Genomic DNA, 24578 nt, shown 5'->3' with positions numbered 1-24578 from the left:
TAAGTGAATGATGAAACGGATTAAGTTAGGTGTTTTAGGGGTATCCAATCACTTTATTAAGCGAGTGGTGGTGCCAGTGCAGGGGCTTGAAAATGTTGAGCTGGCGGCTATTGCTTCTCGCTCGGAGCTGAAAGCTGCCGATGTAGCCCGGCAATTTAACATAGAGCAGGCTTACGGAAGCTACGAAGCCCTGCTAAACGATAATACGATTGAAGCCGTGTACATTCCGTTGCCAAATCATTTGCATGCCGAATGGATTAAGAAGGCAGCAGATGCAGGTAAGCATGTACTTTGCGAAAAGCCCCTTAGTATGGATGCCACAGAAGCAATGGAGGTGGCCGAGTATTGCCAAAAGAAGGGAGTGGTGCTCATGGAGGCGTTTATGTACAAGTACCATCCTCAATGGAAAAAAGTTAGTGAGATCATTCGGACCAACAATATTGGGAAGGTACAGTATATTAACACCTCGTTTTCATATAATAACCCATCGGCAGCCAACATCAGAAACATTAAGGAGTATGGAGGTGGCGGTTTGCGCGATATTGGTTGTTATGCTATTTCTCTTTCCCGATTCCTGATGGGGAAAGAACCTGAAAAGGTCATTGGGCTCATGAGTTATCATGCCGAATTTAAAACAGATAGTTTAACTACGGCCATACTCGATTTTGGTGGAGCGCGAGCCACGTTTAATGTATCAACGGCTGCCGCTGCATTTCAAAAGGTGGACATTGTAGCTACGGCCGGACGGATTACGATACATTTGCCATTCAATGCCTATAATGATGTGCCCGCAAAGGTAACTGTCGACTCAGCGATTGGCACGCGTGAAATTAACTTCGAACCGGTTGATCAGTATGCACTAATGGTGGCCGAATTCGCTGAAATTGTGCTGGACAAGGGCCATGCTTTGGAGAACAGTGATGATGCCATTCTAAATCAAAAAGTGCTCGATGCGGTTGTTCGATCATCGGAGGCAGGTACTTGGGAGTCAGTGGTGTAATAGTGGATTTTGACATTTTTTAATATAGTTTGGCACGAATAATGTTAAGCTCCCTACAGTAAGATGTTAGGGAGTTATGAGAAAGCGTTTAAACTATAATTTGCTTGAGCTTACCAGTCGCAATCAGTTTTTGCCTGCCAGAGGCTATGAAAAGAAGATTGAACTGGTAAAAATTAAAAAGAACCATGGCTTCAGTTATCAGGAGCCTCAAATCTGCCAGTCCAAAGGCAGGTGGTGGACAAGGTTATGCTCAGGTAATGATGTTTTACGAAATGCCCTTTCTTATCCCGAAGTTCATTTCTTTGTGGCGCTTTATAAGGGTGCTGTAGTAGGATTGTTTGATTTGATTGTGTTGCCCGATCGACAGGTGGAGATACGGAATTTCAGAATCGTTGACGAATCCATTGAATTTGAAACCCGAGCACTTTTCCTATCCAAAGTTGTGGATTACTGTTTTCAGTTCGAGCCCAGACGCATCTTCTGTCGCGCCAGTGAGTTTGATAAGATGTCAGCCATTTCCAACTACTTATCGCAAGGCTTTAGTATCACAACATCGGGCTATGATGAGGAGCAGGAAGCCGACGTCAGTGAGCCAACCAGTTTGCAATCCAATTTTTTGGTCAATCTGAATTAAGCGAAAGCTTTTGTGAAAGACTACAAATGCCTGAGGGTGTTGTTTATCAGGTTTATTTACCCCCTGATAAGCGATAATCTTCATTTTGCGTAAAAATTCAAAACAATTCTGCGTTTTTTCCGTACGAGCATTCACGTGAGAAGTTGGAAATACAACTATCTTTGTAGGTCGGAAAACAGGGCTGATATGGGAGTGGTTTTTATAAATTCATTGCCCAAAAGAGCCGCTAATTGTATTGTTCTTTCTACTTTTGTATTTCTTACTATATTGCGCTAATATAAGGAAGTAGTAAGTCTAACACACTACAAAATATGGATAAGAATAAAGAGAATCATGGGTTTCTAGACTTTGCATATCAGATGTACAAGACGATGAAAACCAATGAGATTAATTTAGTGTATGAAGGAGAGGTAACCCAGGAAATTACCAAAACATTTACTTCTCTGACCGAAAAGAGCCTTGAAAAGAGTCAGGAGTCAAATACGGTCCAGCGGAAAGTATTTAATGTCATGGTAGAGTGTCTTCAGAATATTAGCAAGCACGCTGATTCATTGGAGGATGACGAGAGTGAGCGACGGGGAATTGTGATGGTGAGCCATGGTGAAAGCAGCTATAACATTATTACCGGTAACGTCATTAAAAATGATAAGGTGCCAGAACTGAAGGCCAGCCTCGAACTCGTAAATAGCCTCGATAAACAAGGGCTGTCTGAGCTTTATAAAAAGCAGATGCGCGAAGGAAGACTTTCCGACAAAGGTGGTGCCGGCCTTGGCTTTATTGATATCGCCAAAAAAACAGGTAGTAAACTCACGTTTGAGTTTAAAAAATTAAACGATGAGGTTAGCTTTTTCATCTTAACATCAACTATACATCGAAACTAATCTGACATTAACATGGAAGTAATTAATATTGTTGGGACTGACGATACCCCAAATGTAATTCTGGATAAAGACAACGGTAAATTCGAAATTTCTGGTCGTTCATTGCCCGAAGATGTCAACCAATTTTACGAACCTATTTTAAACTGGATTGACACCTATGCAGAAGAGCCTGCTGCAAAAACGGAATTCAATTTTAAATTGGAATATTTCAACACAGCCTCATCAAAGGTGATTTTGGACATTCTTTTAAAGTTTGAAGAGATTGTTGAAAATGGGCACGAAGTTTTGATTAAATGGCATTATCACGAAGAGGAAGAAGACATGCAGGAAGCAGGTGAAGAGTATGCCGACATTGTGGAAATACCTTTCGAATACGTATCATATACCGACTAATAAATTGACCTCCCAGAGAATTAAAGTATGAGTGAAGAAATTCTGAAGGCACTAATGCAACTGTTTGGTTTGATCGCCAAGCAGGACGGTGGTGTTGAAGCGAATGAAACAGAGTATGTTAGGGTGTTTCTAGAGCAGCAGTTAAATGCAGAAGCTGTAGAAGAATATTATTCGCTCTTTCTGAAGTTTTCCAGGGATTCGAAACTGGCAAAAGGAGAAGCAGAAGGTAAGGTAAAGTTGACCTCAATGAAGGATTCCGTGAAAATTCTCGGAATCTGTAAAAAGATTAACAGACAGCTGAACAAAGAGCAGAAGGTAGTTGTACTGCTGCGCCTGTATGAGCTGGTTAATGCCGACCGCAAGTTTACCGAACAACGCATGGCAATTATCAATACGGTTGCCGATGTGTTTAAGCTGCCAAAAGAAGAAATTGAAGCCATTGAGACCTATACGGTTAACAACGATATCCAAAAGCTCGATCTGGAAGATGTACTGATTGTTAATCATCATCAGGCCGATGGTAGCAAATCCAAGCACATCCAATCAGGCGAGCTGGATGGAGATGTTTTTATTCTGCGGGTTAAGAGTGCCGGATTGTATTTTGTCAGATATACGGGTAATCAGGACCTCTACCTTAATGGCCTGGTCATTAGTAATCGGCGAATTTATTTGTTCCCAAAGGGCAGTTTCATCAAACTACCTAAGGGACAGCCTGTATACTATACCGATGTAGTTTCCCGGTTTATGTCTGACTCGGCCGTGTCAAAAATTTCGTACGAGGTTAATGACGTAGGCTTTCAGTTTAAAACCGGAGGTATTGGCCTGAGAAATGTCAACATCTCTGAAGAGCAGGGCAAACTCGTTGGTATTATGGGTGCCAGTGGTGCCGGTAAAACCACCTTGCTAAATGTATTGTGTGGGAATGAAACACCCACGAGCGGCGAAGTTTTAATCAATGGCTATAACCTTCACCAGGAGCGCGAAAAGGTTGAAGGAGTGATTGGTTATATTCCGCAGGACGACCTGTTAATTGAAGAGTTAACAGTGTATGAGAACCTGTACTATAACGCCAAATTATGCTTTAAAGATAAATCTGAAGAGCATATTGAGGAGCTTGTGAATAATACACTCATGAGTCTTGGTTTATACGAGCGCCGTAAGCTGAAAGTGGGCTCACCGCTTAATAAAATGATTAGTGGCGGACAACGAAAACGGCTTAATATTGCGCTGGAGCTGATACGTGAGCCGGGTATCTTATTTGTGGATGAGCCAACCTCCGGATTGTCCTCTCGCGACTCGGAAAATGTGATGAACCTCTTGCGAGAATTGGCTCTCAAAGGCAAGCTGATTTTTGTGGTTATCCATCAGCCGTCATCAGATATCTACAAGATGTTTGATAAGATGTTTATTCTGGATACCGGAGGGTATCCGGTGTATTATGGAAACCCAAGTGAGTCTCTCATCTACTTCAAGCGTCTGGATGCACAAATTAACAGTGATCAAGGTGAATGTGGTACCTGTGGTAACCTTAACCCTGAGTTAATTTTCAACATCATCGATGCCAATGTGATTGATGAATATGGTAACTATACCAACAAACGCAAAACGTCTCCGGAAGAGTGGCACAACCATTATAAGCAAAATATTGAATTACCCAAGGTGGAACAGGTGGATGCAACTCCTCCTAAATCGTTGAATATTCCATCCTGGTTCAAGCAGTTTTTTATTTATACACTGCGTGATTTTAAGTCTAAAATCAGTAATAAACAGTACATACTACTCAACCTGCTTGAAGCACCCTTTTTAGGGTTTATTTTAGCCTATCTTATTCGCTACATAGTCGACCCGGAATCGGATGTGTATATTTTCCGGGAGAATGAAAACATGGCTCCATATATTTTTATGGGCATCATTGTGGCCTTGTTTTTCGGGTTGATTATCAGTGCTGAGGAGATATTTAAAGATGCAAAAATACTAAAGCGGGAGAAGTTCCTCAACCTAAGCCGTTCGAGCTATCTGGCATCCAAAATATTAATTCTATTTACGATGTCGGCCATCCAGATGACTTTATTCGTGCTGGTGGCAAATAGTATTTTGGGAATTAAAGGTATGAACTTTGAGTTTTGGTTGGCACTGTTCTCCGTTTCAGCCTTTGCCAACATATTGGGGCTCATTTTATCGGCCTCTTTCAACTCCATCGTTACCATATACATTCTTATACCATTGGTAATGATTCCTCAAATGGTATTGGGAGGAGCCATGTTTACTTTCGACAAGTTAAACAAAGATTTTACAAGTGTTGATAAAGTGCCTTTAGTGGCTGAGGTGATGCCTTCCCGTTATATTTACGAAGGGTTGATCGTACACCAGTATAAGCACAATAATTTCAAGAAGAATATTTTCTCTGTTGAGCAGCAGCAAAGCAGTGCCGACTTTAAGAATGTGTATTACCTTCCTGAGCTGGAGGAAATCATTGACCGCTGCAGGATCGCCGATAAAACAAGTAACACCTACAGCAACAACATTGCCTTGTTGCATAACGAACTATCGAAGGAGCTTAAACGGGTGCCAGGTATTCAATTTGAAGGCATCAGCAACCTGACAGTGGAAGGGTTTGATGAGCAGGCGGCCAGCGCTGCTATGGCTTATATTGAGCAATTAAAGGCACATTACCGCGACCTATTTAATTCGGCGGATAAAACCATCAACCGCTTCATGTCTGAAAATATTCGCAATAATAAAGAGCGGTTTAACGCTATCAAAGATGCTTATTTTAATGAGAGCATCTCGGATATTGTTCGCAAAACGTTTGATAAGAACAAGATATTGCGCGATGGTAACAAGCTTATCCAAGTGGTGGACCCGATTTATCAGATTCCCGAGCCTGAATCCGTGCTTTCTTTTCGCACTCATTTTTTTGCACCGCAGAAGCATTTTGCCGGGCATTTCTTTGATACATTGTGGTTTAATATCGCGGTAGTTTGGTTATTGACCATTCTGATGTATATAGTGCTTTACTTCGACTTGCTCAAGAGAGGCATGAACTTCTTCGGCGAATTAAAACTGTCTAAAAAGTAACCTTTTACCACATAATTGAGTATAATTGCTTCAATCGAAATTTAAAACGTACTAAAATGTTGAGAAAATTTAGTTACCTAGCCTTGATGATGGCCGGAATTTGTATCATGTCAGCCTGTTCAGGGTCATCAAAAAAAAGTAGCGAGTCAGATGAACTTACTTTAGCTCCTGCTACAGAAAGTGCAGCGCTGGAATTGTCAGAGGAAGTAATGAGTGATGTGATCCAGAATATTTCATCACCGGTTGAAATGGCCTCAATAATTAAAGCAACAGGCGTTGATTTCTCACAAAAGATTCTTAATAATACCGATAATATTGATGCTTATAACACCAGCTATAAGCGGGCTTTAAACCTTGGGGTTTACAGTGCTGATCTGGGTTACATTAACACATTCGATAAAAATAATATTGTAGTCTCTTACCTGGTAGCGATTAAGAGTTTGTCAGAAGGTATTAAAGTTGGCCAGTTTTTTGATTTCAACGCACTGAAACGCATGGCCACTAACAATAATAACCTTGACTCGTTAATGCAAATCTCTATTTCAAGCTTTAACAAGATGGACTCTTACCTGCGCAATCAAAAGCGTAGTAATGTTTCATCGCTAATTGTTACCGGAGCTTGGATCGAAGGCTTATACATTACCGGAAGTGTTATTGAAGAAACCAGAAACGAGGACTTGATTAACCGCGTTGCTGAACAAAAGGACATCATCAATATTATCGAGATCATACTGAGAAATTACTCAAACGATCCTGATTTTGCTGAGCTCGCTAAGCGCATTGGTAAACTAAAGTCGGCCTTTGACGGGGTGAAAATCACCACAGAATTTGCCGAGCCACAAACCATTGAGCAAGATGGAAAATTAATCATTGTTCAAGACGAAATTAGCCACATCGAAATTACGCCAAAACAAATTGATGGCATCGTTGCTGAAATTAAGGCATTAAGAGAATTCATCGTGTCGTAGTCTGCGTGTTTGAAAAAAAGTTATTTTTGTAATTATTCTAACCCAGGCCATTTAAAATTGATACCATGAAAAAGTTATTTTATAGTTTCCTTATTCTCTTTACAGTAAGTGTTTTAAGTGTGTCGGCTCAATGTAGTGACGACTTGCTTAAGACGGCCCTGAAGGAGATGGGATCCAGCCAATACATCAAGGATTTCACTGTTGAAATGGTGAAAGAACGCAAAGATGTGAAAACCGGTTACGTAAAATTTTCGGTTGTATTAAATAGTAATACTCAGTATAAATTTAACATCGTAAATGGTGCCTCCAATACTGAGAAAATGATTATGCAATTGAAGCAGAGTGACAAGTTAATAAGTAGTAACTTTCACAATGGCAAAATGTATGACGAGTTCCAGTTCATTTGCCGAAAGACCGGGGTTTATCACCTTTACTTCTCCTTTAAAGGCGGACAAGAAGGTTGCGCAAAGGCCGTTTTATCACTCGTAAAACAGTTATAGAAGTCAATCGACATTAAAAATATACAAGGGTCGCTCAGAATTGAGCGGCCTTTTTATTTTTGTAGACTTTACTTTGTATTGTCAGGCCTGGTGTTCTTTTTGATACCATTCGGAATATTTCGTGCCTTTATTGGGAAGCACATTAGTAAAGGAACGCAATGTTATATGTGTCTGAAGGCTTCAAAAGAAAAACCCGCCCTGAAATCAGAACGGGTTTTGTTACGGGGACGGCTCTTAACCGCCCAATCTACTTTAAATCAACAGAACCATTAAAACAATGAGTAAATAACCGTTAGTCCAGACATCACCACAGATACCATGGTCATTAGTTTAATAAGAATATTAAGTGAAGGGCCCGATGTGTCTTTAAAGGGATCGCCGACAGTGTCACCAACCACACCTGCCTTGTGCGCTTCACTGCCTTTGCCGCCATAATGCCCTTTTTCGATGTATTTTTTGGCATTATCCCAGGCTCCTCCCGAGTTGTTAAGCATTACCGCTAATGTAAACCCTGTTACTAGGCCACCCATTAGCAGGCCAATGACCCCGGCAACGCCAAATACTAAACCGACTATGATTGGAACAGCGATTGCCAGAATGGATGGCACCATCATTTCACGCTGTGCACCTTTGGTTGAGATAGCCACACATTTGGCATATTCGGGCGTAGCTTTGCCTTCTAAAATGCCAGGTATTTCTCTGAATTGTCTGCGCACCTCATCAACCATGGCTCCGGCAGCGCGTCCAACAGCTTTCATTGTCATGGCGCAGAATACAAATGCCATCATTGCCCCGATAAACAGGCCGGCCAGTAGCAGCGGATTAAAAATGTTGAGCTCATAGAAATTAACAAAATCTTGTATGCTCGCCTTAGTCAGACTCTCGGCGCCCGTTGTTTCTATAAATTTATTCCCCAATTCGGGTACTTTTTTTAGCCATATGCGTACTTCTTCCATATAGGCTACCAGCAGCGCCATGGCGGTTAAGGCTGCCGATCCAATGGCAAAGCCTTTGCCTGTGGCCGCCGTGGTATTGCCAAGCATATCGAGTGCATCGGTTCGTTCGCGCACTTCTTTGGGGAGTTCAGCCATTTCGGCATTTCCTCCTGCATTGTCAGCGATGGGGCCAAAGGCATCGGTCGCCAGGGTGATGCCTAAGGTGGAAAGCATACCTACCGCTGCAAAACCAATGCCGTATACTCCCTCACTAAAATCAGTGAATCCGCCTGCAAAACCAAAGGCAGCAATTATGCCGGCAACGATGGTTACCACAGGAATCCAAGTTGAATACATGCCGACCGCAATACCATCGATAATGGTAGTAGCCGGTCCTTGTTGAGCTTGCTTGGCGATTCCCTGGGTGGGCTTGTAACCATCCGATGTGTAATATTCAGTTCCCTGGCCAATGATGATTCCGGCAATAAGACCAGCAATCACCGAGCCAAATATACCCCAGCCGAACCAACCTAAGTAGGCCATAACGGCAATGGCAATAAGTATCAGAAGAGAAGAACCTGCTGTTCCCACTAACAGTGAGTTGAGGAGGCTTTTGGCATTGGCATCTTCCTTGGTGCGAACCATAAAAACCCCCAGAATAGAGAATATGATGCCAATTGCTGCTACGAGCATAGGGGCAATAATTGCTTTTTCGTTAAAAGTGCCCGAATTCATTGAAATCGCTGCGCCCAGAGCGGCCGTTGCCAGGATGGACCCGCAGTAGGATTCGTACAGGTCAGCACCCATACCGGCTACATCACCAACATTATCACCAACGTTATCGGCTATAGTAGCTGGGTTGCGCGGATCATCTTCTGGTATGCCAGCTTCAACCTTTCCAACAAGGTCTGCCCCTACATCAGCAGCCTTCGTGTAAATACCACCGCCAACACGAGCAAATAGGGCCTGTGTTGAGGCTCCCATACCAAATGTAAGCATTGTGGTGGTGATGTGTACCATTTTAGCATGTGACCATTCGGAATTAGCAACAAAATCCGTTGTCCAGGCACCCATCAGGCTTACTTCCTCGGCTACTTTCAGGCCCAATCCAAAAATATTATGGTCGTAGATATAGTTAAGGGTGACGTACCACAAAGCAATGTCGATGAGGCCAAATCCTACTACGACCAGCCCCATTACGGCGCCACTTCGAAATGCCACTTTTAACCCTCTGTTGAGTGATTGAGAGGCTCCATGGGCGGTACGGGCCGATGCGTATGTAGCGGTTTTCATACCCAGATAACCACAAAGTCCGGAGAAGAAACCCCCGGTTAAAAAGGCAATGGGAACAAATGGATTTTGGACTCCAAGAAATGCAAGTATTGATAGGATTATTAGCAACACCAGAAAGACAATACCAACGACTTTATACTGTCTGGATAAATAGGCCATAGCCCCATCTCGCACGTGTTGGGCGATCTCCTTCATTTTATCGGTGCCTTCCGACTCTTTCATCATGGATTTGAAAAATATCCACGCAAAGACCAATGCTAATAAGGATGCAATTGGTATAAACCAAAAAATTGACTCCATAGAAATGTTGTTTTAGTTAGTAAATGAGAATGATACTTGTCTGAAAGAAGGGCATGGGGAAAGGGTCGGAAAGCTGATTCTTTTCGACACACCTGTAGATTTGCATAAGTCGGTTTGATCCGGCTTAGATAGTCCATGAGCTTTTGTTTTCTGGATGCTCTCCAATTAACTTTTCTCACATAAATTATCTGCCCCCGCAATCACAAGATAGTGATTTTAAGGAGCTCATTAAACGATCGTCGAAAAATATTGTGTATTTAGTTTACCATCCGGCGAATATATTGAGGCCAAATTCACCTTTCTTCATTTGATTTTGGTGGAAGGGGAATGCGTAGTAGGGTTCCAGTATGATGGCGCCAAACAGGTTGATTCGATAGGCCAATCCACCACTGAAAACCGGAATTCGCTGGGTGCTGTTATTGGTGGTAAGCCTGGCAACCGGATAAGAGTGTTTATTCCAGCTCACACCAGCATCAAGAAACAGGGCCAGTTCGCTAAATAGTAGCCCTGACGAAATCCAGGCGATTTCCTTTGGGCCGGTAAAGGGAATGCGCCATTCCAGGTTAGAAACGAGAAGCCTCGTGCCAATTAGCTGATTCATGCTGATTGTGCTGGCATTTGTGGATTCATCGCCATAGAAACTACCCATATCGTAGCCTCTTATGAACCAGGGCGATCCAAGAAAAAGTTCGCTCATTCGCTCGCTATCGGAGTCTTTGCCATAGCGCCCGTAATGGTAAAGTCGAAAGGCCAGGCTGTAGGGTTTGATAAAGATGTAACGTCTGAAGTCCACAAGGAGTGTTTGCATTTGTAGTTTGTGCAGGTAATGTTCAACCTGTATCCTCAACCGTTTGCCTTCAACCGGGGAGGCCAAGCCCATTTTAGCATTGTCAATCACATAGGCTGCATCCAGTATACCTGTACCAAAGCCATCGGGAGCTGGAATTCTCTCCTTATCGGCAGAATATATTTGTGAGTAGGACCGTACATCCTTGATTCGTTCTATACGATAGTTGTAAAATGCATAGGAGGCGCCTAATTCAAATCGCTTAGTTTTGTTGATGGGTATAAATGTAAAGATGGATAGTTTATCTTCAAAAGTGCGGCGAAAAAGATAGTTAAGCGAACGACTGGTGGTGCCATCGCTCAAGGTGTCCGTTTGATATTGATAAGTGCCTGTGCGGTATGGAATGTGAGAAAGACCAATGCCTAATTTGACACGCTTACGTTGACTGATATAGGCTATCTGACCACCAAAATCGTATATTTCACCATTGATACTTAATGCGGTATATAACATATTTTTGCCCAATACATCGCTAAACATTGCCTCAATGCTTCCGGCCATCCCAGTCCCAAAGCGTCCCGTCATTACACCTGCTGAAGCATTTCCCACATAATCCAGCTTAAAACGGTTTTGAATGCGTGCATTAAAAAAACTATCGGGTTGCAAAGAATGGGGTTGTCGGTTAAAGTAGAGGTTGGTTTCCACCTGTGAAGGAATAACGGAGTGGGGCAGAAGGCGCGAAGCGCTGAGGTCTGCTATTGGAGCTTCAATCAGCTCTTTATTGCGTAAAACATGCTGAAGGGAAGTTTTTAGAATGGAGTATTCGCCATTCCAGAGCATCGTATATAATAAGGTGTCGGCAGCAATGGTTAGTGCAGGTGAGTAATCGGTGAGGCCAATAATACCGGTTGGATAATGTGTGATTTGAAAGATTTCAGAACTGGTTGTGTTGAGTAAGTAAAGGTTACGGCGGCCATCCCTGTCGGATAGAAACAGCACTTCTTCAGCATTGGAAGTGGCAGTTGGATTCAGGTTTTTAGCACCATCGAAAGTGCTGTAATAGCTGATTTGTGAGTTTTCAACTGATACCTTCGCAAGGTTTAAACCTTTTTGCTTATTCTGTTGGGCAGATACATCCTTATCCGTCACAAAATAGATAAACTGTCCGTTATCGGTCCACGATGGTTGAATGCAGGAGTAGCTGTTGTTTGTGATGTTTTTGTATGTGCCCTCATCAAAATTGTAAACAATAATATCGGAGTTTCCTTCTTTTAGGGCAGCAAAGGCAATGGTGTTGTTTACCGGCGACCAAGCAGGCCAGCTAATTTCATCCTGCCCTTCAATTTGAATCTCATGGGTAATCTGTTTTTTTTGAAGGTCATAAACCTGGCAGGAAGAGACTCCCTGCTTGAATGCGATGAATGCAAAAAAGCGACTGTCGGGCGACCAGGTACCAGATGTTTCAAGGTAGTTAATGGCATCAATTTCATCGTGACTACTTGCCGTGTAAAGTCGAGAAATAACATCCCCGCTCTGGCTGTCAGCCAAAAATAAATCGATGTCGTAAACATCTCGCTCTGACAGATAGACCACATACTTGCCATTGGGGCTGATTGAAGGGTTAAGGTTATAGCGGCCGCTATTTTTTTTAGAGATCAGTCGTTCACCAATAATAGTGAGGGTTGAGTCTGCCTGGTTGTTCAAAAGGTGCTCCTTTAAAGATTGTTTCCATATAACAGACAGAGAGTCATCAGACAGCATCAAAACATCGCCAATGGCCTGTTGATAGCCATGTTGTGCGGTGGCTTTAAACAAGCGTGGTATATATTGTTCGCCGTATTGGTGGGCAATAAATGCCCAAAAAGCATGTCCATACCGATAGGGTGAGTAACGATAACTGCGCGTCATCTGTTCAAGACTTGGAAACTTGTTATTAATTAGCGCATCGCGCATCCAGATGCTCGTTTGGCTATTGGCAGTTCCTAATGATAAATACTCGGCCATGCCCTCAATCATCCATAAAGGGATGTTGTTTATGGCCATCAGGTTAACATCACTGTTTGAGGTGAGGGTATGGTATTGAAAAGCATGCACCAGCTCATGGCCCAATACGTGGTCGGTTTGTGCTTTGGTGAAAGCTACCGGCATAACAACCCGTCGTTTCATTCCTTCTGTAACACCTCCTGTTCCTACATCTATCCGGCTGCTTACAGCGGTGGTTTGCTGAAAATCGGCATGGTTAGAATAAAAAATAAGCGGATTACGGGTTTGAAAAGTGTCTAGCAGAACCTGTTGGTGATAATAATACCATTTTTCGGCTTGTCTGCCCAACTGCTTCACTAAATCATCATTGTTGAAATAATGATAGATTTCAAAGTGTGGGGTTTTGTAGAGTTGAAAATCAAACTTTTTATAGGACGGTTTATTTTGGCCGAAGTATTGCGCATGAAGAGTTAGACAACTCCATCCTAGAAGGATTATGATGATAAAAGTGCGCATAGTGCATCGACTAATGTGTCCTTTAATATACACATTTCAGCCAAATTAACGATTATGTCATCTTGTTTTGTCTGCCTATAAATGAGTGTATCATTAATCTGTTTTTTTACGCAGCAGTCTTAGCCCGCCAAAGCCAGCTATTATTGAGATGTAAAAACCAAAATCATACCACCAGCCGGTATTAAAGGTTTCGTATATGGTGATGTCTTTGTTGAAGAGTGCTAAAATAAGTGATATTGGTGCTATCCAGCCGTGCCAAATTCCTGTAAAAAAGCCTGCTGGTTCGGCAGGTGAATAGTTACCACCTCCAGGTAAACAAGCCGTCAGAAAGCAGGCGGTGAGTAAAGCACCTGTTATAATCTTGATTTTTTGTGGGTGTGTCATTTTTTAGGTCTTAAGTTATATTGCTCTAATGTACAGAAGTATAGTTGTTTTTTCAATGCCTGGCTGGTACGAAAAGCTTCTGATATTCACAAAATATTAAAAGTATCTATTTGATAATATAAAATTGTTAACTATTTTTGCATCCGCTGAAAAGGCAATACGCCTTATAAAGCCGGGCCTATAGCTCAGTTGGTTAGAGCACCTGACTCATAATCAGGGGGTCCCTGGTTCAAGCCCAGGTGGGCCCACAGAAAGCTAAGCAGTTACGAAATGTTCGTAGCTGCTTTTTTTATGTTTTCAATCAGGTTACGTGGAAATTCTATCTGCCAGCGCATTGTGGTTCCTCCAATAAGCAAAAAGACCCAACAAAACATTAAGCTTGTCGGGTCTTCTAAAATGCTTTGGCAAATATTATTTCAGCACAATTTCATCCACAAATAAATAGGCAGTTTTGCCTTTGCCACCGTGCCACTGTGGCATTTCCATTTCGGGAACTGCAATTACTTTAACGTAACGGGCTTGCACCGGCTCAAACTTAAGCGTATGGGTTTTAATACCATCAGCATCATCCTGAGAAAGGGGTGCATAGCTATGAGTAGCCACTGTTCGGTATTCCTGACCATTGTCTGAAACCTGAATCTCAAATTGGCGTACATCAAATACCCAATCGCCCTTTACTACGTTTGTAGTTATTTCAGCCTCTTTAATACTGGTAGGACGTTTCATATCAATCACGGCCTCCAGGTCATTTCCTCGGAAAGCAATCCAACGACCTGTCCGGTAGTTGTTATTACCTTTCAATCCATCCACTAAGGTGGAGATGCCTTCATAGCTGTATTGCTTATCTACAGGCTGTAGGGCCTTAATAGACTTTGTGGTAGCCTGGTTAAATACTACCGACTCGCGCAACACGCGGCTGGCACCGTCCTTGTGGTACGTACGTGCACTGATAGAAGCATTCCGGTTGAACTTCAGCACATCCTTATAAACAGGCGAATGCTTAACTGGAGCTGTTCCGTCGAATGTGTAATAAATAGGTCCATCAGTCAGTGATTTCAGGTACACATCAATGGTTTCATCCTCTGAATTAGGCACAAAGGCTGCCTCTATGTCGTAAATATGCTTGGCGTAGTTGTAACCCTGTGCTTTGTAGATTTCGATCAGTCGTTGTAAGCGCGACAAGAAGGCCTCATAATCCTTTTGCTCGGGCTGCATCCATTGCACTTCGCTTAAGGCTGCCATACGTGGTAATACCATGTACTGCGCATGAGAAAATACCGGCACATACTCAGTCCATAGGTTAGCTTGTGCTCCCAGGATATGCTTACTTTCTTCGGCACTTAGTTTCGCAGGCACGGGTTCAAAATCATACACATTACTCAAGGGTGAATATCCACCAATGGCCAAAGGATCGCGGGCCACATCGGTTGACTGGTAATGATCGAAATACACATGTGAGTTGGGGGTCATCACCACGTCGTGCCCCATTTGAGCGGCCTGAATACCACCGGCCATGCCTCGCCAGGACATTACTGTGGCGTTGGGTGCCAAACCGCCTTCAAGTATCTCGTCCCAGCCGATCATACGACGGCCACGATCGTTAATTACCTTTTCTGCATAACTAATAAAGTAGCTTTGTAAACGCTCTTCGGCAGTGTGCGCTTCATCAGCTTTCAGGTCCAAAGATTGGATGCGTGCCTGGCATTTATCACAGTCCTTCCAGCGTGTTTTCGGACACTCATCCCCGCCAATATGAATCATTTCAGAAGGGAATAAATCCATCACCTCATTTAATACGTCCTTCACGAAGGCAAGGGTTTGGTCGTTACCCACACATAAAACATCATCTGAAACGCCCCATTGTGTCCATACTTCATAAGGACCTCCGGTACAACCCAACTCCGGATAGGATGCCAAAGCGGCCAACATGTGTCCAGGCATATCAATTTCCGGTATCACATTGATGTAGCGTTTAGCAGCGTAGTTAACCACCGCCTTAATATCCTCCTGTGTGTAATATCCACCGTACGGCTCGCCATCATAAACCCCGCTGTTGCGTCCAATCACCGTTTCCTTGCGCTGTGAGCCAATCTCGGTTAGTCGAGGGTATTTCTTAATCTCTATGCGCCAGCCCTGATCCTCGGTCAGGTGCCAGTGGAAGTTGTTGATGTTGTGTAAGGCCAGCATGTCGATAAAGGTTTTAATTTCAGCGACCGAAAACATATGTCGCGACACATCGAGCATCATGCCCCGATAGGCAAAGCGCGGTGCATCCTCAATGGTAACGGCTGGCAAGTTAACCTGTTCCACCGTCTGCACGGGGATGGCTTTACGAAGGGTTTGGACACCATAAAACACTGCTGAAGCACTGGCTCCGGTAATGGTTACGCCATCCTTATCTACATGGATACTATAGGCTTCTGGTTGTTGTTCGTCTGCATTCAGGTGCAAGGCGATGGTATTTTTACTGCCTTTTACCTTTGTTTTCAGTGTCATTCCGGTTTGCTCCTGAATATATTCACTGAGGAAAGCTGCGTTCTGTGCCATCTGTTCATTGCCATTGGGATAGGCAATCACTGTTTTGGCATTTAAAACAAAGGGTTCCCCCTCCACTGTTTTAATTGTTTGTGGCAAGGGCACCACCTGGTAATCGGCCGTTGATTGGGCCTTCATTTGTCCCGTCAAAAGACCGGCCAGAACACCGGCAAAGACAAGAAGTACTTTTTTGTGAATCATATTATTTTATTTATTAGTTAATGTTTCTACCATCTTTATTTGAAAACAACACACCGACTATTTTGCATTATTTTTTAGTAATTGCAACCCAAAGCGGGTGAGCATTCAATCGTTTTCCTCTCATTGTGTGTATGGCTATTTCGCAATTGAGTATGGTTAAAGGGTTTGAGAGAATGACAATATTAACTTTTTTTCTCTGAACCACTTTGCTCCTTTGATTTGATTCAGGTAGGAAACATGTGCAAATTGGTCGATTATTGCATTAGAGGGGGTTTCTTTTTTAAAAACCATCGCAGTTCAATACCGAAAAATTAAAAGGATAAGGAGCTGGAAGGTTTATTCGAATAGATGAGATACTGTTTATAAGGCGCACTATTAATCATGCAAACGAGTACTGAACTGTTGAGAGGATAAATTACCACCTTTAAAAAGCAGGGCCTAGCCTAAGCTTTAGCAGGGGCCTGTCCTCGGTTTAGACACGCGCCTGTCTAACCTTAGCTGGATACTGATCCGGCACCAGGCATGTTGGTTGTTTTTTTGAGACTATGAACTTTAAAAGGGTACGGGATATAATTGCACTAAAAAAACCCGATATGCCAGTACCGGGTTGTAACTATTTTTTGTTGGCCTTGCAGGTTTTAGCCTAAACGAGTTTTATGGTTCCAAAATACTGCGGCAGATGAAAGTTAGGCTTTTCGTGGCTGATGGGGTTCCACGACAGGAAGTGCATCTGCTCTTGTTTATCGCCGCATTTGTAAAAGTTGGCTTTAAAGCTTTGGCCGGCTTCAAACTGCTTAATGGTATCGCCAAACACGCTTTTCGGAATCTTAATTTTCATCTCCCACTGGGTAGGTGTGTTTTCCAGGTCAATTGCTTGCCTGCCCAATGATGGCAGCGTTTCAATGCTTTCAACCAGCTTAGGGTTGAGCCTGTGGCGCTTTGTGTTGACGGCGCCAAAGCCAGCCAAACGGGTGCCGATACAGTTAAACTCCAGGTTGTAATAGTTTTGGTCATCAAATGTTATAAAGAACTCCACGCAGCTGTCTTCCCAAACCGGCCCATTAGTGGTGGTACATACCGCTTTGGGGTGATTCTCATTCACTGCATAGTGCAGGTACAGGTGGCAATCGTCGTAGGCCATTCCAAATTTCACCTTCACATCGGCCGGGTAGTTCCAGTTATCGTTATCGATAGGGTGGATGGCCTCAGGATAATTGATATCACCTGATTCGTTACATTTAATACGTTTAATCTCCAGTTGCTTCATTTCTATCATATTGTTGTTTACCCCCAAAACTGCCCCAGGTAGTACAATAGTGGGAGATATTCTTTCAGTTCTTTTTTTAGGTGTTTCAGTGCCTTATTGATGTGCTTTTCTACCGCTTTCTCACTGATGCTAAGGGTTTCAGCTATTTCTTTGTTTTTTAAGTGCTGACGTCGGCTTAGGAGAAACACCTCCAGACATTTAGGTGGCAGCTGCTGCAAAGCCTCTTCGTATTTGTGATTTAGTTCCTTCTCAATTAGGGTGTTAATTCCGTCATTGTAGGTCTCGTAGTGCTGAATTTCCATTAGCGAGAGTTGGTCATCGGGGCTGGTTCTCTCTTTTTTTTGCAAGTGTTTGAGACACTTATTTCGGGTAACGCCAAATAAGTAGCTGTTCAGCGATGTTTTAATGTCTAAATGGCTGCGTTGGGTCCAGATGGCAATAAATACATCTTGTACCACATCACGGGCGTCATCAGGCGAAATAAACTTACAGGCGTAGTAAAATAGTGACTTGGAGTATTTTCTGAACAACTCCTTATACATAGTCACCTCACCACCTTTAATGGCTTGAAGTATGATTTTTTCAGATGGATTCATGGATTTTGTAACTGCATCAAATATACATAATCCAAGAGTAAATCAAAGGAAAATCAATTTATTCGGAAAAAAATCACCTTTTGAGGTAGGGTAAATTCTTATTATTGGAACTTATTAAAAAACACATGAAATGGATATTAATGAAGATATACTGATACGCTATATAAAAGGTGAATGTTCAGCAGATGAACAGGCACAGGTGGTGCATCAGCTCAGGCATAACAATGAGCTTTTTCAGCGTTATCTGCAGCTGAAAGATGCGTGGGACTATACAGGGCTGAAAACTAATGCTTACAATTATAATGAGGAGTTGGAATGGGAAAGAGTTGAAGAGCGGCTGTCCTTATCATTTGTTAGACAGCATCGCTTGAAGCGAATTCTAAACCTTGCAGTTGTTGCAGCCGCTGTACTTTTTGCTTTTTTTATTGGTCATCAATTCAGTGCCCGGCCAGATACTGATTTATCCAATGGAGGCGCTCATGTTTTCACTGCTTCTGAAGGACAAATTACTCAGCTTACATTGGCAGATGGTTCTTTGGTTACTTTAAATGCGGGCTCCAGTTTAACTGTTCCATCCGATTTTGGACATGGCAGCAGAGATGTCCAATTAGTTGGAGAAGCGCATTTTAATGTTACCAAACACCCAAAACTTGTCTTTGAAGTACATTCTGGGCAGCAGCAGGTGAAAGTACTTGGAACTATTTTTAATATAAGGGCTTATCCGGATGAGACTCAAATTGTGACCACACTCGAAGAAGGAATCGTACAGTGGCAGTCAAACGGAAAACACATCACCATGAAGCCAGATATGCAAGTGGTGTTTGATGTGTCAACCAAAAATGTGGAGAAACGCACAGTTAATTCTAAACGCATTAATCAATGGTCGGTGGGCCGATACGTTTTCGAAGATGTGGTGTTTGGCGAGGTGGTAGACATCATTGAAAGGTGGTACAATGTGCGTGTTGATTGGCAAGCCGAAGATTTCGAGGGCCAGCATTTTCATGGGGTCATCAAAAAGTCATCTTCTTTGAGCGAGACCCTCGAACTGCTTAAAGTAATGACTCCCATTAGCTATTCTATTAACGGACAAGAAGTAATTATTAAGCGTATGAGATAAACTAAAAATCGGGAGATGCTACCAACATTTCCCGATTAGATCCTGATGTCTTGCAGGACATCAATAATACTAATTTAACAATTCAAATTTATGAAAAAAAAGTGGAACTGTTGCTTTCTCTTTAAAGAGAGAAGAGCAACCAAATTCGTCAGGGTTATGAGACTAACCATGGTAATGCTTATCGTGTCCTTAATGCAGATTTCTGCCAGTTCTTACTCCCAGAGTAAGACCAGTATCACGTTGAAGATCAAAAATGTCAGCGTCGAAGAGGCCTTAAAAACGATACAGAATAATCTGGGGATTGATATTTATTTCCAGTCGGAGATGATACCGTCGGGGACTAAAGTAGATATTGATACCGAATCGGCATCTATTGGTGAGATAATGGATGTGGTACTGTCTCAAACCGGCTTAACTTATCGCATGATTGACGATAATATTGTTATTGTGCCACAATCTCCTGTTCATGAGGTATCGGCCCAGCAAAAGATAACTGTTGTTAAAGGGAAGGTAACCGATATCAACGGCGAACCACTGCCCGGTGTAAATGTGTTTGATAAAGCTCATCCAACAAACGGTGTTATTACCGGTATTGATGGAACTTATTCGATTTCGGTTAGTGGTGATGGTGTTATTCTCACTTTCTCATACATTGGCTTCGAAGAACAGAATATAGAAGTTGGGGAACGGACTCAACTCGATCTAACACTGATAGAAGAAACTACCGGATTAGATGAGGTGGTGGTGGTTGGTTATGGTTCACAAAAGAAGGTGAATCTGACCGGTTCTGTGGCAAAGGTCGAAGGCGATGCGATTGCTAAAATATCTAACCCTAATACTTCTAAAGCGCTGCAAGGACTGGCAAACGGAATTACCGTAATTGACCGTGGAGGAGCGCCAGGTGGAGATGATCCACAAATTTTTATTCGCGGTGTTGGTACCACGGGCAATTCCAACCCATTGGTTCTGGTCGATGGAGTTGAAATGAGTTTGAGTGATGTGCCTTCAGCCGATATTGAGAACGTATCCGTGTTGAAAGATGCAGCATCAGCTGCCATTTATGGTTCACGCGCCGCCCATGGCGTTATCCTCGTTACCACAAAAAGAGGTAAGGAAGGTAAAATGCGTGTTTCCTATGATGGATATGTTGGTATTCAGGATAGAGCAGTTAAGCCCAAGGCGGTTGGTGCTCGCGAATACATGGAGATGGTGAACGAGGCGAGTATTAATAAAGGCAATGCCCCCATTTTTAGTGAAGATGCAATTAGTATCACCGAATCGGGTGCAGATCCCTACGGTCACCCCTATGTGGTTTATCCCGATGAAATATACAATGCCAATTACATCACTGAGCATACCGTAAAAATTAACGGCGGAACAGAAGACGGCAAGTATCTACTTTCCCTAAACTACCTGGACCAGCCGGGCTTAACCGATAATACCAGCTATGAGCGCTATAATATGCGTTTAAATACCGATTTCAAAGTAGGAAACAGGCTCGATTTTGGTGCTGATATTCAGTACCGTCATACCGAACGCGACTGGCCGGGCGGTCTGGGAAGTGCGCAGGCTACCGCCTGGTCGATGGTGCCCACAACACCTGTTCGCTACGAAAACGGGAATTACGCCTTAGATGATCAGAATAATAACCCGGTTGCTTACCTTGATCCATCAGTGATAGGCACCCAGGAGTATACAAAGGATGAGGTGTATATGCAGCTCAAAACAGCTTATGAGCTACTTGACGGCTTGAGTCTGAAGGGTGTGGCAGCAGTCAATGGGGGCTGGTCGATGAATAAAACGCATAATCGCACACATAAGTTTTATGATGCTGATGATAACTATGTGAATACCTGGAATCCACAAAATAGTGTTCGTGATAGCCGTACAAACAGTTATCAGGTGACTCTTCGTGCCTTAGCAACTTATAATAAAACCTTCAGCGATGCACACGCCCTCACTATTTTAGCAGGTGCCGAACAGATCAGCTATCGCAGTTACTACCTGAGTGGCTCCCGAAACAACTTAATATCCGATAACATGCCTCATATTTCACTGGGAGATTCGGAGTTTCAGTATGCCGACGGGAGTATGCAAAAGCATGGCCTTAATTCATTTTTTGGCCGGTTAAATTACGACTATAAAGAGCGCTATTTGTTTGAAGCAAACGTGCGTAAAGATGGTTCTTCACGTTTCGCTAAAGGTAATAAATGGGGCGTATTTCCATCCTTTTCAGCGGCATGGCGAATTTCGCAGGAAGAGTTCATGGGAAGCCTGGAGTTTTTAACAAACCTGAAGCTGAGAGCTTCGTGGGGCCAGATGGGGAATGAGCGAATTGGCGATTTCAGATATTTACCTCAATATGCCGTTGAAGATAACGTGATGAACGGCAACCTGGTAACAGGTGTTACACAGTACGACATGGCCAATGCTAACATCAGCTGGGAAACTGTTGAGTTAGCCAATATCGGGCTCGATTTTTCTTTGTTAGATGGGAAATTTTTTGGTGAGTTAGAGTATTACCGTAAAGATACCCGAGATATACTTCTTACACTTGCAATACCGACTTACATTGGGCTGGGAGCACCAGAACAAAATGCAGGAGTAGTGCGCAACAGCGGTTTAGAAACACTTTTGGGATATCGCAAAACCCTGGGTGATTTTAAAGTTACTACGACTCTTAATTTCTCTTACAATAAAAATGAATGGGTCGATCGAGCCAGTGATGACGAATATATTGATGGCTGGACCATGCAGAAAGAAGGAAGTGCATTGGGTTCGTATTATATATTTGCTACTGATGGCCTGATAGCGAATGAAGAAGAGCTGGCCGAATACAGAAACACTTATACGGAAGATCCACGAGGTATTAACGGACTAAAACCTGGTGATGTTAAGTTTGTTGATGTGAATGGCGATTTTAAAATAGATGGCGACGATCGTCAAATTTACCACTCTAATATTCCAAGGTTTACCTTCGGGTATAACTTTAATGCTGAGTATAAGGGCTTTGACCTGAGTTTATTTTTACAGGGGGCCACGGGTGCAAATACCTACGTTTATGGCGAATGGTACGAAGGGCCGTCTTATGGTGCATTCACAGGCATTCATTTTCGCGACAGATGGACACCGGAAAACGAAGACGGGAATGCTTCGGTTCCTCGCTTAGAAGCAGCCTCAGGCCGCAACTTTACAAAGTACAACGATTTCTTCCTGAAAAAGAATAATTACCTGCGCTTAAAAAATGCTCAATTGGGCTATAATCTGCCAAAGAGTCTTCTCGACAGAGTAAACATTGAAAAGGCCCGGATTTATGTATCAGGCACAAACTTGTTTACCATTACCAGTTTAGATCAGGGGCTTGACCCCGAGAGTTTTGATGGCCGTGTAAGATCTTATCCGACCACTAAAATTATCTCTTTAGGCATGAATGTAACTTTTTAATTAAGTGGATAAAAAAGAATGATCATGAGAAATACCAAATACTATATACTGTTTGTGCTGATAGCTTTCGTAGGGCTTCAGGCATGTAACGACAATATCAATCTGGAACCAGAGGGGATTATTACGGAAGAAAACTTCTTTACCTCACCGGCCGATTTTGATAAGGCCTTAGTAGCAGCCTATGCCCGTTGGAACTCATCTGGCAGATATCACTGGATGGAGACCACCACCGATAATGCCATTACAACCCACGGATGGAATCTTGGCTATGACCTTGGCTACGGAATTGCCTCTAGCTTCTCTTATTTTCCGGATAATAAGTGGTCCCAATGCTACGTGTCTATTCAACGCACCAATACCATTATTCAAAACATAGATAACTATGATTGGGAGTCCAATGGGAAAGAAGATGAAAGAGCACGAATTTTAGGAGAAGCCCGAACCATGCGTGCCTTTTATTACTACGAGCTGGTGGGTTTATTTGGCCGGCCAATGATGATTTTAGAAACGCCATCGACAGTGGAGCAGGCCGAGAGTGTGAAGCAGGCAGCTAACCCCAAGGAAGTATTCGACTTTATCTTAAAGGAAATGGAAGAAGCCATTCCTGGGTTGCCCGAGTATCCGGCAAATAAATCGTTGATTGGGCAAGCAGCTGCCCGTGCATTCAGAGCTCGATTCGCGGCCTCAGCAGCTGGTTACCTGAACGATAATGAATACTACAAGATTGTAAGGGATGAAACAGCAGAAATACTGAAAATGCAATATTCGCTTGCTGATAATTATGAGGACTTGTTTACCATAGGTAACGAAAAGTTGAGCGAAACTATTCTATTGCGTATGTATAATGTGGAGTTCAAGAATTGGTGGGGCGAAAATTACCCGCAGTCTGTTTGGGGCTACAGCGTGGTGGTGCCAACCAAGTCGTTGGTTGATGCCTATGAATACATTGCTCCTCAGGTAGAATACCGACCATATGAGAATAAAGATCCACGTTTTAAGGCCAGCATTTATGCCCCCGGCATGGAGTTTCGCTGGGGCTACTATAATACCATACCCAATAATGTTCAAAACGGTATGTTCCATCCCGATCGCGACTATGCCGACCTCAATGATCGTTCGGTAGTTGAAGGCGATGTGTTTGGCGAAGGTGGTGGCGGCGAATGGAATAAAACGCCAACAGGGTTTAACACCAAAAAGTATTTTTCGGAACCTGACACATGGGACACTTATAATAATTTGGTTTTAGTACGATTGGCCGAAGTAATGATTCTTAGGGCTGAGGCCTTGACTGTATTAGGCGAAAATGAGAGTGAAGCCCGCAGCCTGATTCAGACAATTAGGGCTCGGGCCGGAAATACCAATAGTATTGATGATGTGGTGGCAGACAGGTATAATGGTAGTTTCCTCGAACTTATCCGTAACGAGCAGCGGGTAGAAATGGCCATGGAAGGTATGCGTCCTTTCGATATTCGTCGCTGGGGTATCTTTGAAGAAGTCACCAAAGAGCCTGTTCAAGGGATTGAGTACCGTCAGTTTGTTGACAAGGATGATAACCTCTTACCTGAACCGGTTCACGTGGTTAAACAGGTGATTGATGCAGATGCACGCAAAATCGTTTCTGAAAACTATTTCTGGTGGCCAATACCGCAAAAAGAAATGGACCAAAATGGCGACCGTATAGAGCAAAACCCTAACTGGTAATACTTAAATTATTTGAGGTTGCACCATCTAAGTTAGATAAATGTCATAGGTGCAACCTCTTTCTA

The 24578-nt window shown here is 43.0% G+C and carries 16 protein-coding genes and 1 tRNA gene; 11 read left to right on the top strand and 6 right to left on the bottom strand.

Annotated features, from left to right (window positions below; all coding sequences use genetic code 11):
* Positions 1–7: 7 nt before the first annotated feature.
* The 7 genes from ACSX1H_RS02380 to ACSX1H_RS02350 all read left to right on the top strand — a co-directional run bounded on the left by ACSX1H_RS02380 (position 8) and on the right by ACSX1H_RS02350 (position 7454).
* Entirely contained in the window at positions 8–1000 is a 993-nt protein-coding gene (locus tag ACSX1H_RS02380; RefSeq protein WP_439181966.1) for a Gfo/Idh/MocA family protein, read from the top strand.
* A 76-nt stretch (positions 1001–1076) separates the two neighbouring features.
* Positions 1077–1634, top strand: coding sequence for a hypothetical protein (locus ACSX1H_RS02375; RefSeq protein ID WP_439181964.1), 558 nt, complete (start codon positions 1077–1079; stop codon positions 1632–1634).
* A gap of 311 nt (positions 1635–1945) precedes the next feature.
* Positions 1946–2515: a SiaB family protein kinase gene (locus ACSX1H_RS02370; protein ID WP_439181963.1), complete on the top strand. Its 570-nt coding sequence runs from the start codon at positions 1946–1948 to the stop codon at positions 2513–2515.
* 12 nt (positions 2516–2527) lie between these two features.
* Entirely contained in the window at positions 2528–2908 is a 381-nt protein-coding gene (locus ACSX1H_RS02365) for a DUF1987 domain-containing protein (RefSeq protein WP_439181962.1), read from the top strand.
* A 27-nt stretch (positions 2909–2935) separates the two neighbouring features.
* The gene (locus ACSX1H_RS02360) at positions 2936–5986 is read left to right on the top strand and encodes an ATP-binding cassette domain-containing protein (protein ID WP_439181960.1); all 3051 of its coding nucleotides are present in this window, start codon (positions 2936–2938) and stop codon (positions 5984–5986) included.
* Between the two features lie 56 nt (positions 5987–6042).
* On the top strand, positions 6043–6954 hold the full coding sequence (locus ACSX1H_RS02355) for a hypothetical protein (RefSeq protein ID WP_439181959.1): 912 nt from the start codon (positions 6043–6045) through the stop codon (positions 6952–6954).
* 65 nt (positions 6955–7019) lie between these two features.
* Positions 7020–7454: a hypothetical protein gene (locus ACSX1H_RS02350; protein ID WP_439181958.1), complete on the top strand. Its 435-nt coding sequence runs from the start codon at positions 7020–7022 to the stop codon at positions 7452–7454.
* Positions 7455–7723: 269 nt separating this feature from the next.
* Here ACSX1H_RS02350 and ACSX1H_RS02345 read toward each other — a convergent pair whose 3' ends face one another.
* From ACSX1H_RS02345 to ACSX1H_RS02335, 3 genes are all read right to left on the bottom strand, one after another.
* Positions 7724–9982, bottom strand: coding sequence for a sodium-translocating pyrophosphatase (locus ACSX1H_RS02345; protein ID WP_439181957.1), 2259 nt, complete (start codon positions 9980–9982; stop codon positions 7724–7726).
* 262 nt (positions 9983–10244) lie between these two features.
* Positions 10245–13268, bottom strand: coding sequence for a basic secretory protein-like protein (locus ACSX1H_RS02340; RefSeq protein ID WP_439181956.1), 3024 nt, complete (start codon positions 13266–13268; stop codon positions 10245–10247).
* Between the two features lie 93 nt (positions 13269–13361).
* Positions 13362–13652 (bottom strand): hypothetical protein, encoded by a 291-nt coding sequence (locus tag ACSX1H_RS02335; protein ID WP_439181955.1) that lies wholly within the window; start codon positions 13650–13652, stop codon positions 13362–13364.
* Between the two features lie 174 nt (positions 13653–13826).
* Here ACSX1H_RS02335 and ACSX1H_RS02330 point away from each other — a divergent pair.
* A tRNA-Ile gene (locus ACSX1H_RS02330) sits at positions 13827–13900 on the top strand.
* Positions 13901–14063: 163 nt separating this feature from the next.
* Here the strand turns inward: ACSX1H_RS02330 and ACSX1H_RS02325 are convergent.
* The 3 genes from ACSX1H_RS02325 to ACSX1H_RS02315 all read right to left on the bottom strand — a co-directional run bounded on the left by ACSX1H_RS02325 (position 14064) and on the right by ACSX1H_RS02315 (position 18251).
* Positions 14064–16388: a glycoside hydrolase family 20 protein gene (locus ACSX1H_RS02325; protein ID WP_439181954.1), complete on the bottom strand. Its 2325-nt coding sequence runs from the start codon at positions 16386–16388 to the stop codon at positions 14064–14066.
* A gap of 643 nt (positions 16389–17031) precedes the next feature.
* Positions 17032–17655, bottom strand: a complete 624-nt coding sequence (locus tag ACSX1H_RS02320) for a carbohydrate-binding family 9-like protein (protein ID WP_439181953.1) — start codon at positions 17653–17655, stop codon at positions 17032–17034.
* 17 nt (positions 17656–17672) lie between these two features.
* The gene (locus ACSX1H_RS02315) at positions 17673–18251 is read right to left on the bottom strand and encodes an RNA polymerase sigma-70 factor (protein WP_439181952.1); all 579 of its coding nucleotides are present in this window, start codon (positions 18249–18251) and stop codon (positions 17673–17675) included.
* A gap of 130 nt (positions 18252–18381) precedes the next feature.
* Here ACSX1H_RS02315 and ACSX1H_RS02310 point away from each other — a divergent pair, with 130 nt between their 5' ends.
* The 3 genes from ACSX1H_RS02310 to ACSX1H_RS02300 all read left to right on the top strand — a co-directional run bounded on the left by ACSX1H_RS02310 (position 18382) and on the right by ACSX1H_RS02300 (position 24513).
* The gene (locus ACSX1H_RS02310; protein WP_439181951.1) at positions 18382–19368 is read left to right on the top strand and encodes a FecR family protein; all 987 of its coding nucleotides are present in this window, start codon (positions 18382–18384) and stop codon (positions 19366–19368) included.
* A gap of 156 nt (positions 19369–19524) precedes the next feature.
* A complete protein-coding gene (locus ACSX1H_RS02305) occupies positions 19525–22812 on the top strand; it encodes a SusC/RagA family TonB-linked outer membrane protein (protein WP_439181950.1) in 3288 nt (1095 codons plus the stop codon).
* Between the two features lie 24 nt (positions 22813–22836).
* Positions 22837–24513 carry a RagB/SusD family nutrient uptake outer membrane protein gene (locus tag ACSX1H_RS02300; RefSeq protein ID WP_439181949.1) on the top strand — a complete coding sequence of 559 codons (1677 nt, stop codon included), beginning with the start codon at positions 22837–22839 and terminating at the stop codon, positions 24511–24513.
* Positions 24514–24578 lie beyond the last annotated feature (65 nt).

Source organism: Carboxylicivirga taeanensis (genome assembly GCF_051851475.1).
Lineage (GTDB): Bacteria > Bacteroidota > Bacteroidia > Bacteroidales > Marinilabiliaceae > Carboxylicivirga > Carboxylicivirga taeanensis.
The sequence above is the reverse complement of the archived record's forward strand: the minus strand, read 5'-3'. Positions and strand labels throughout refer to the sequence as shown.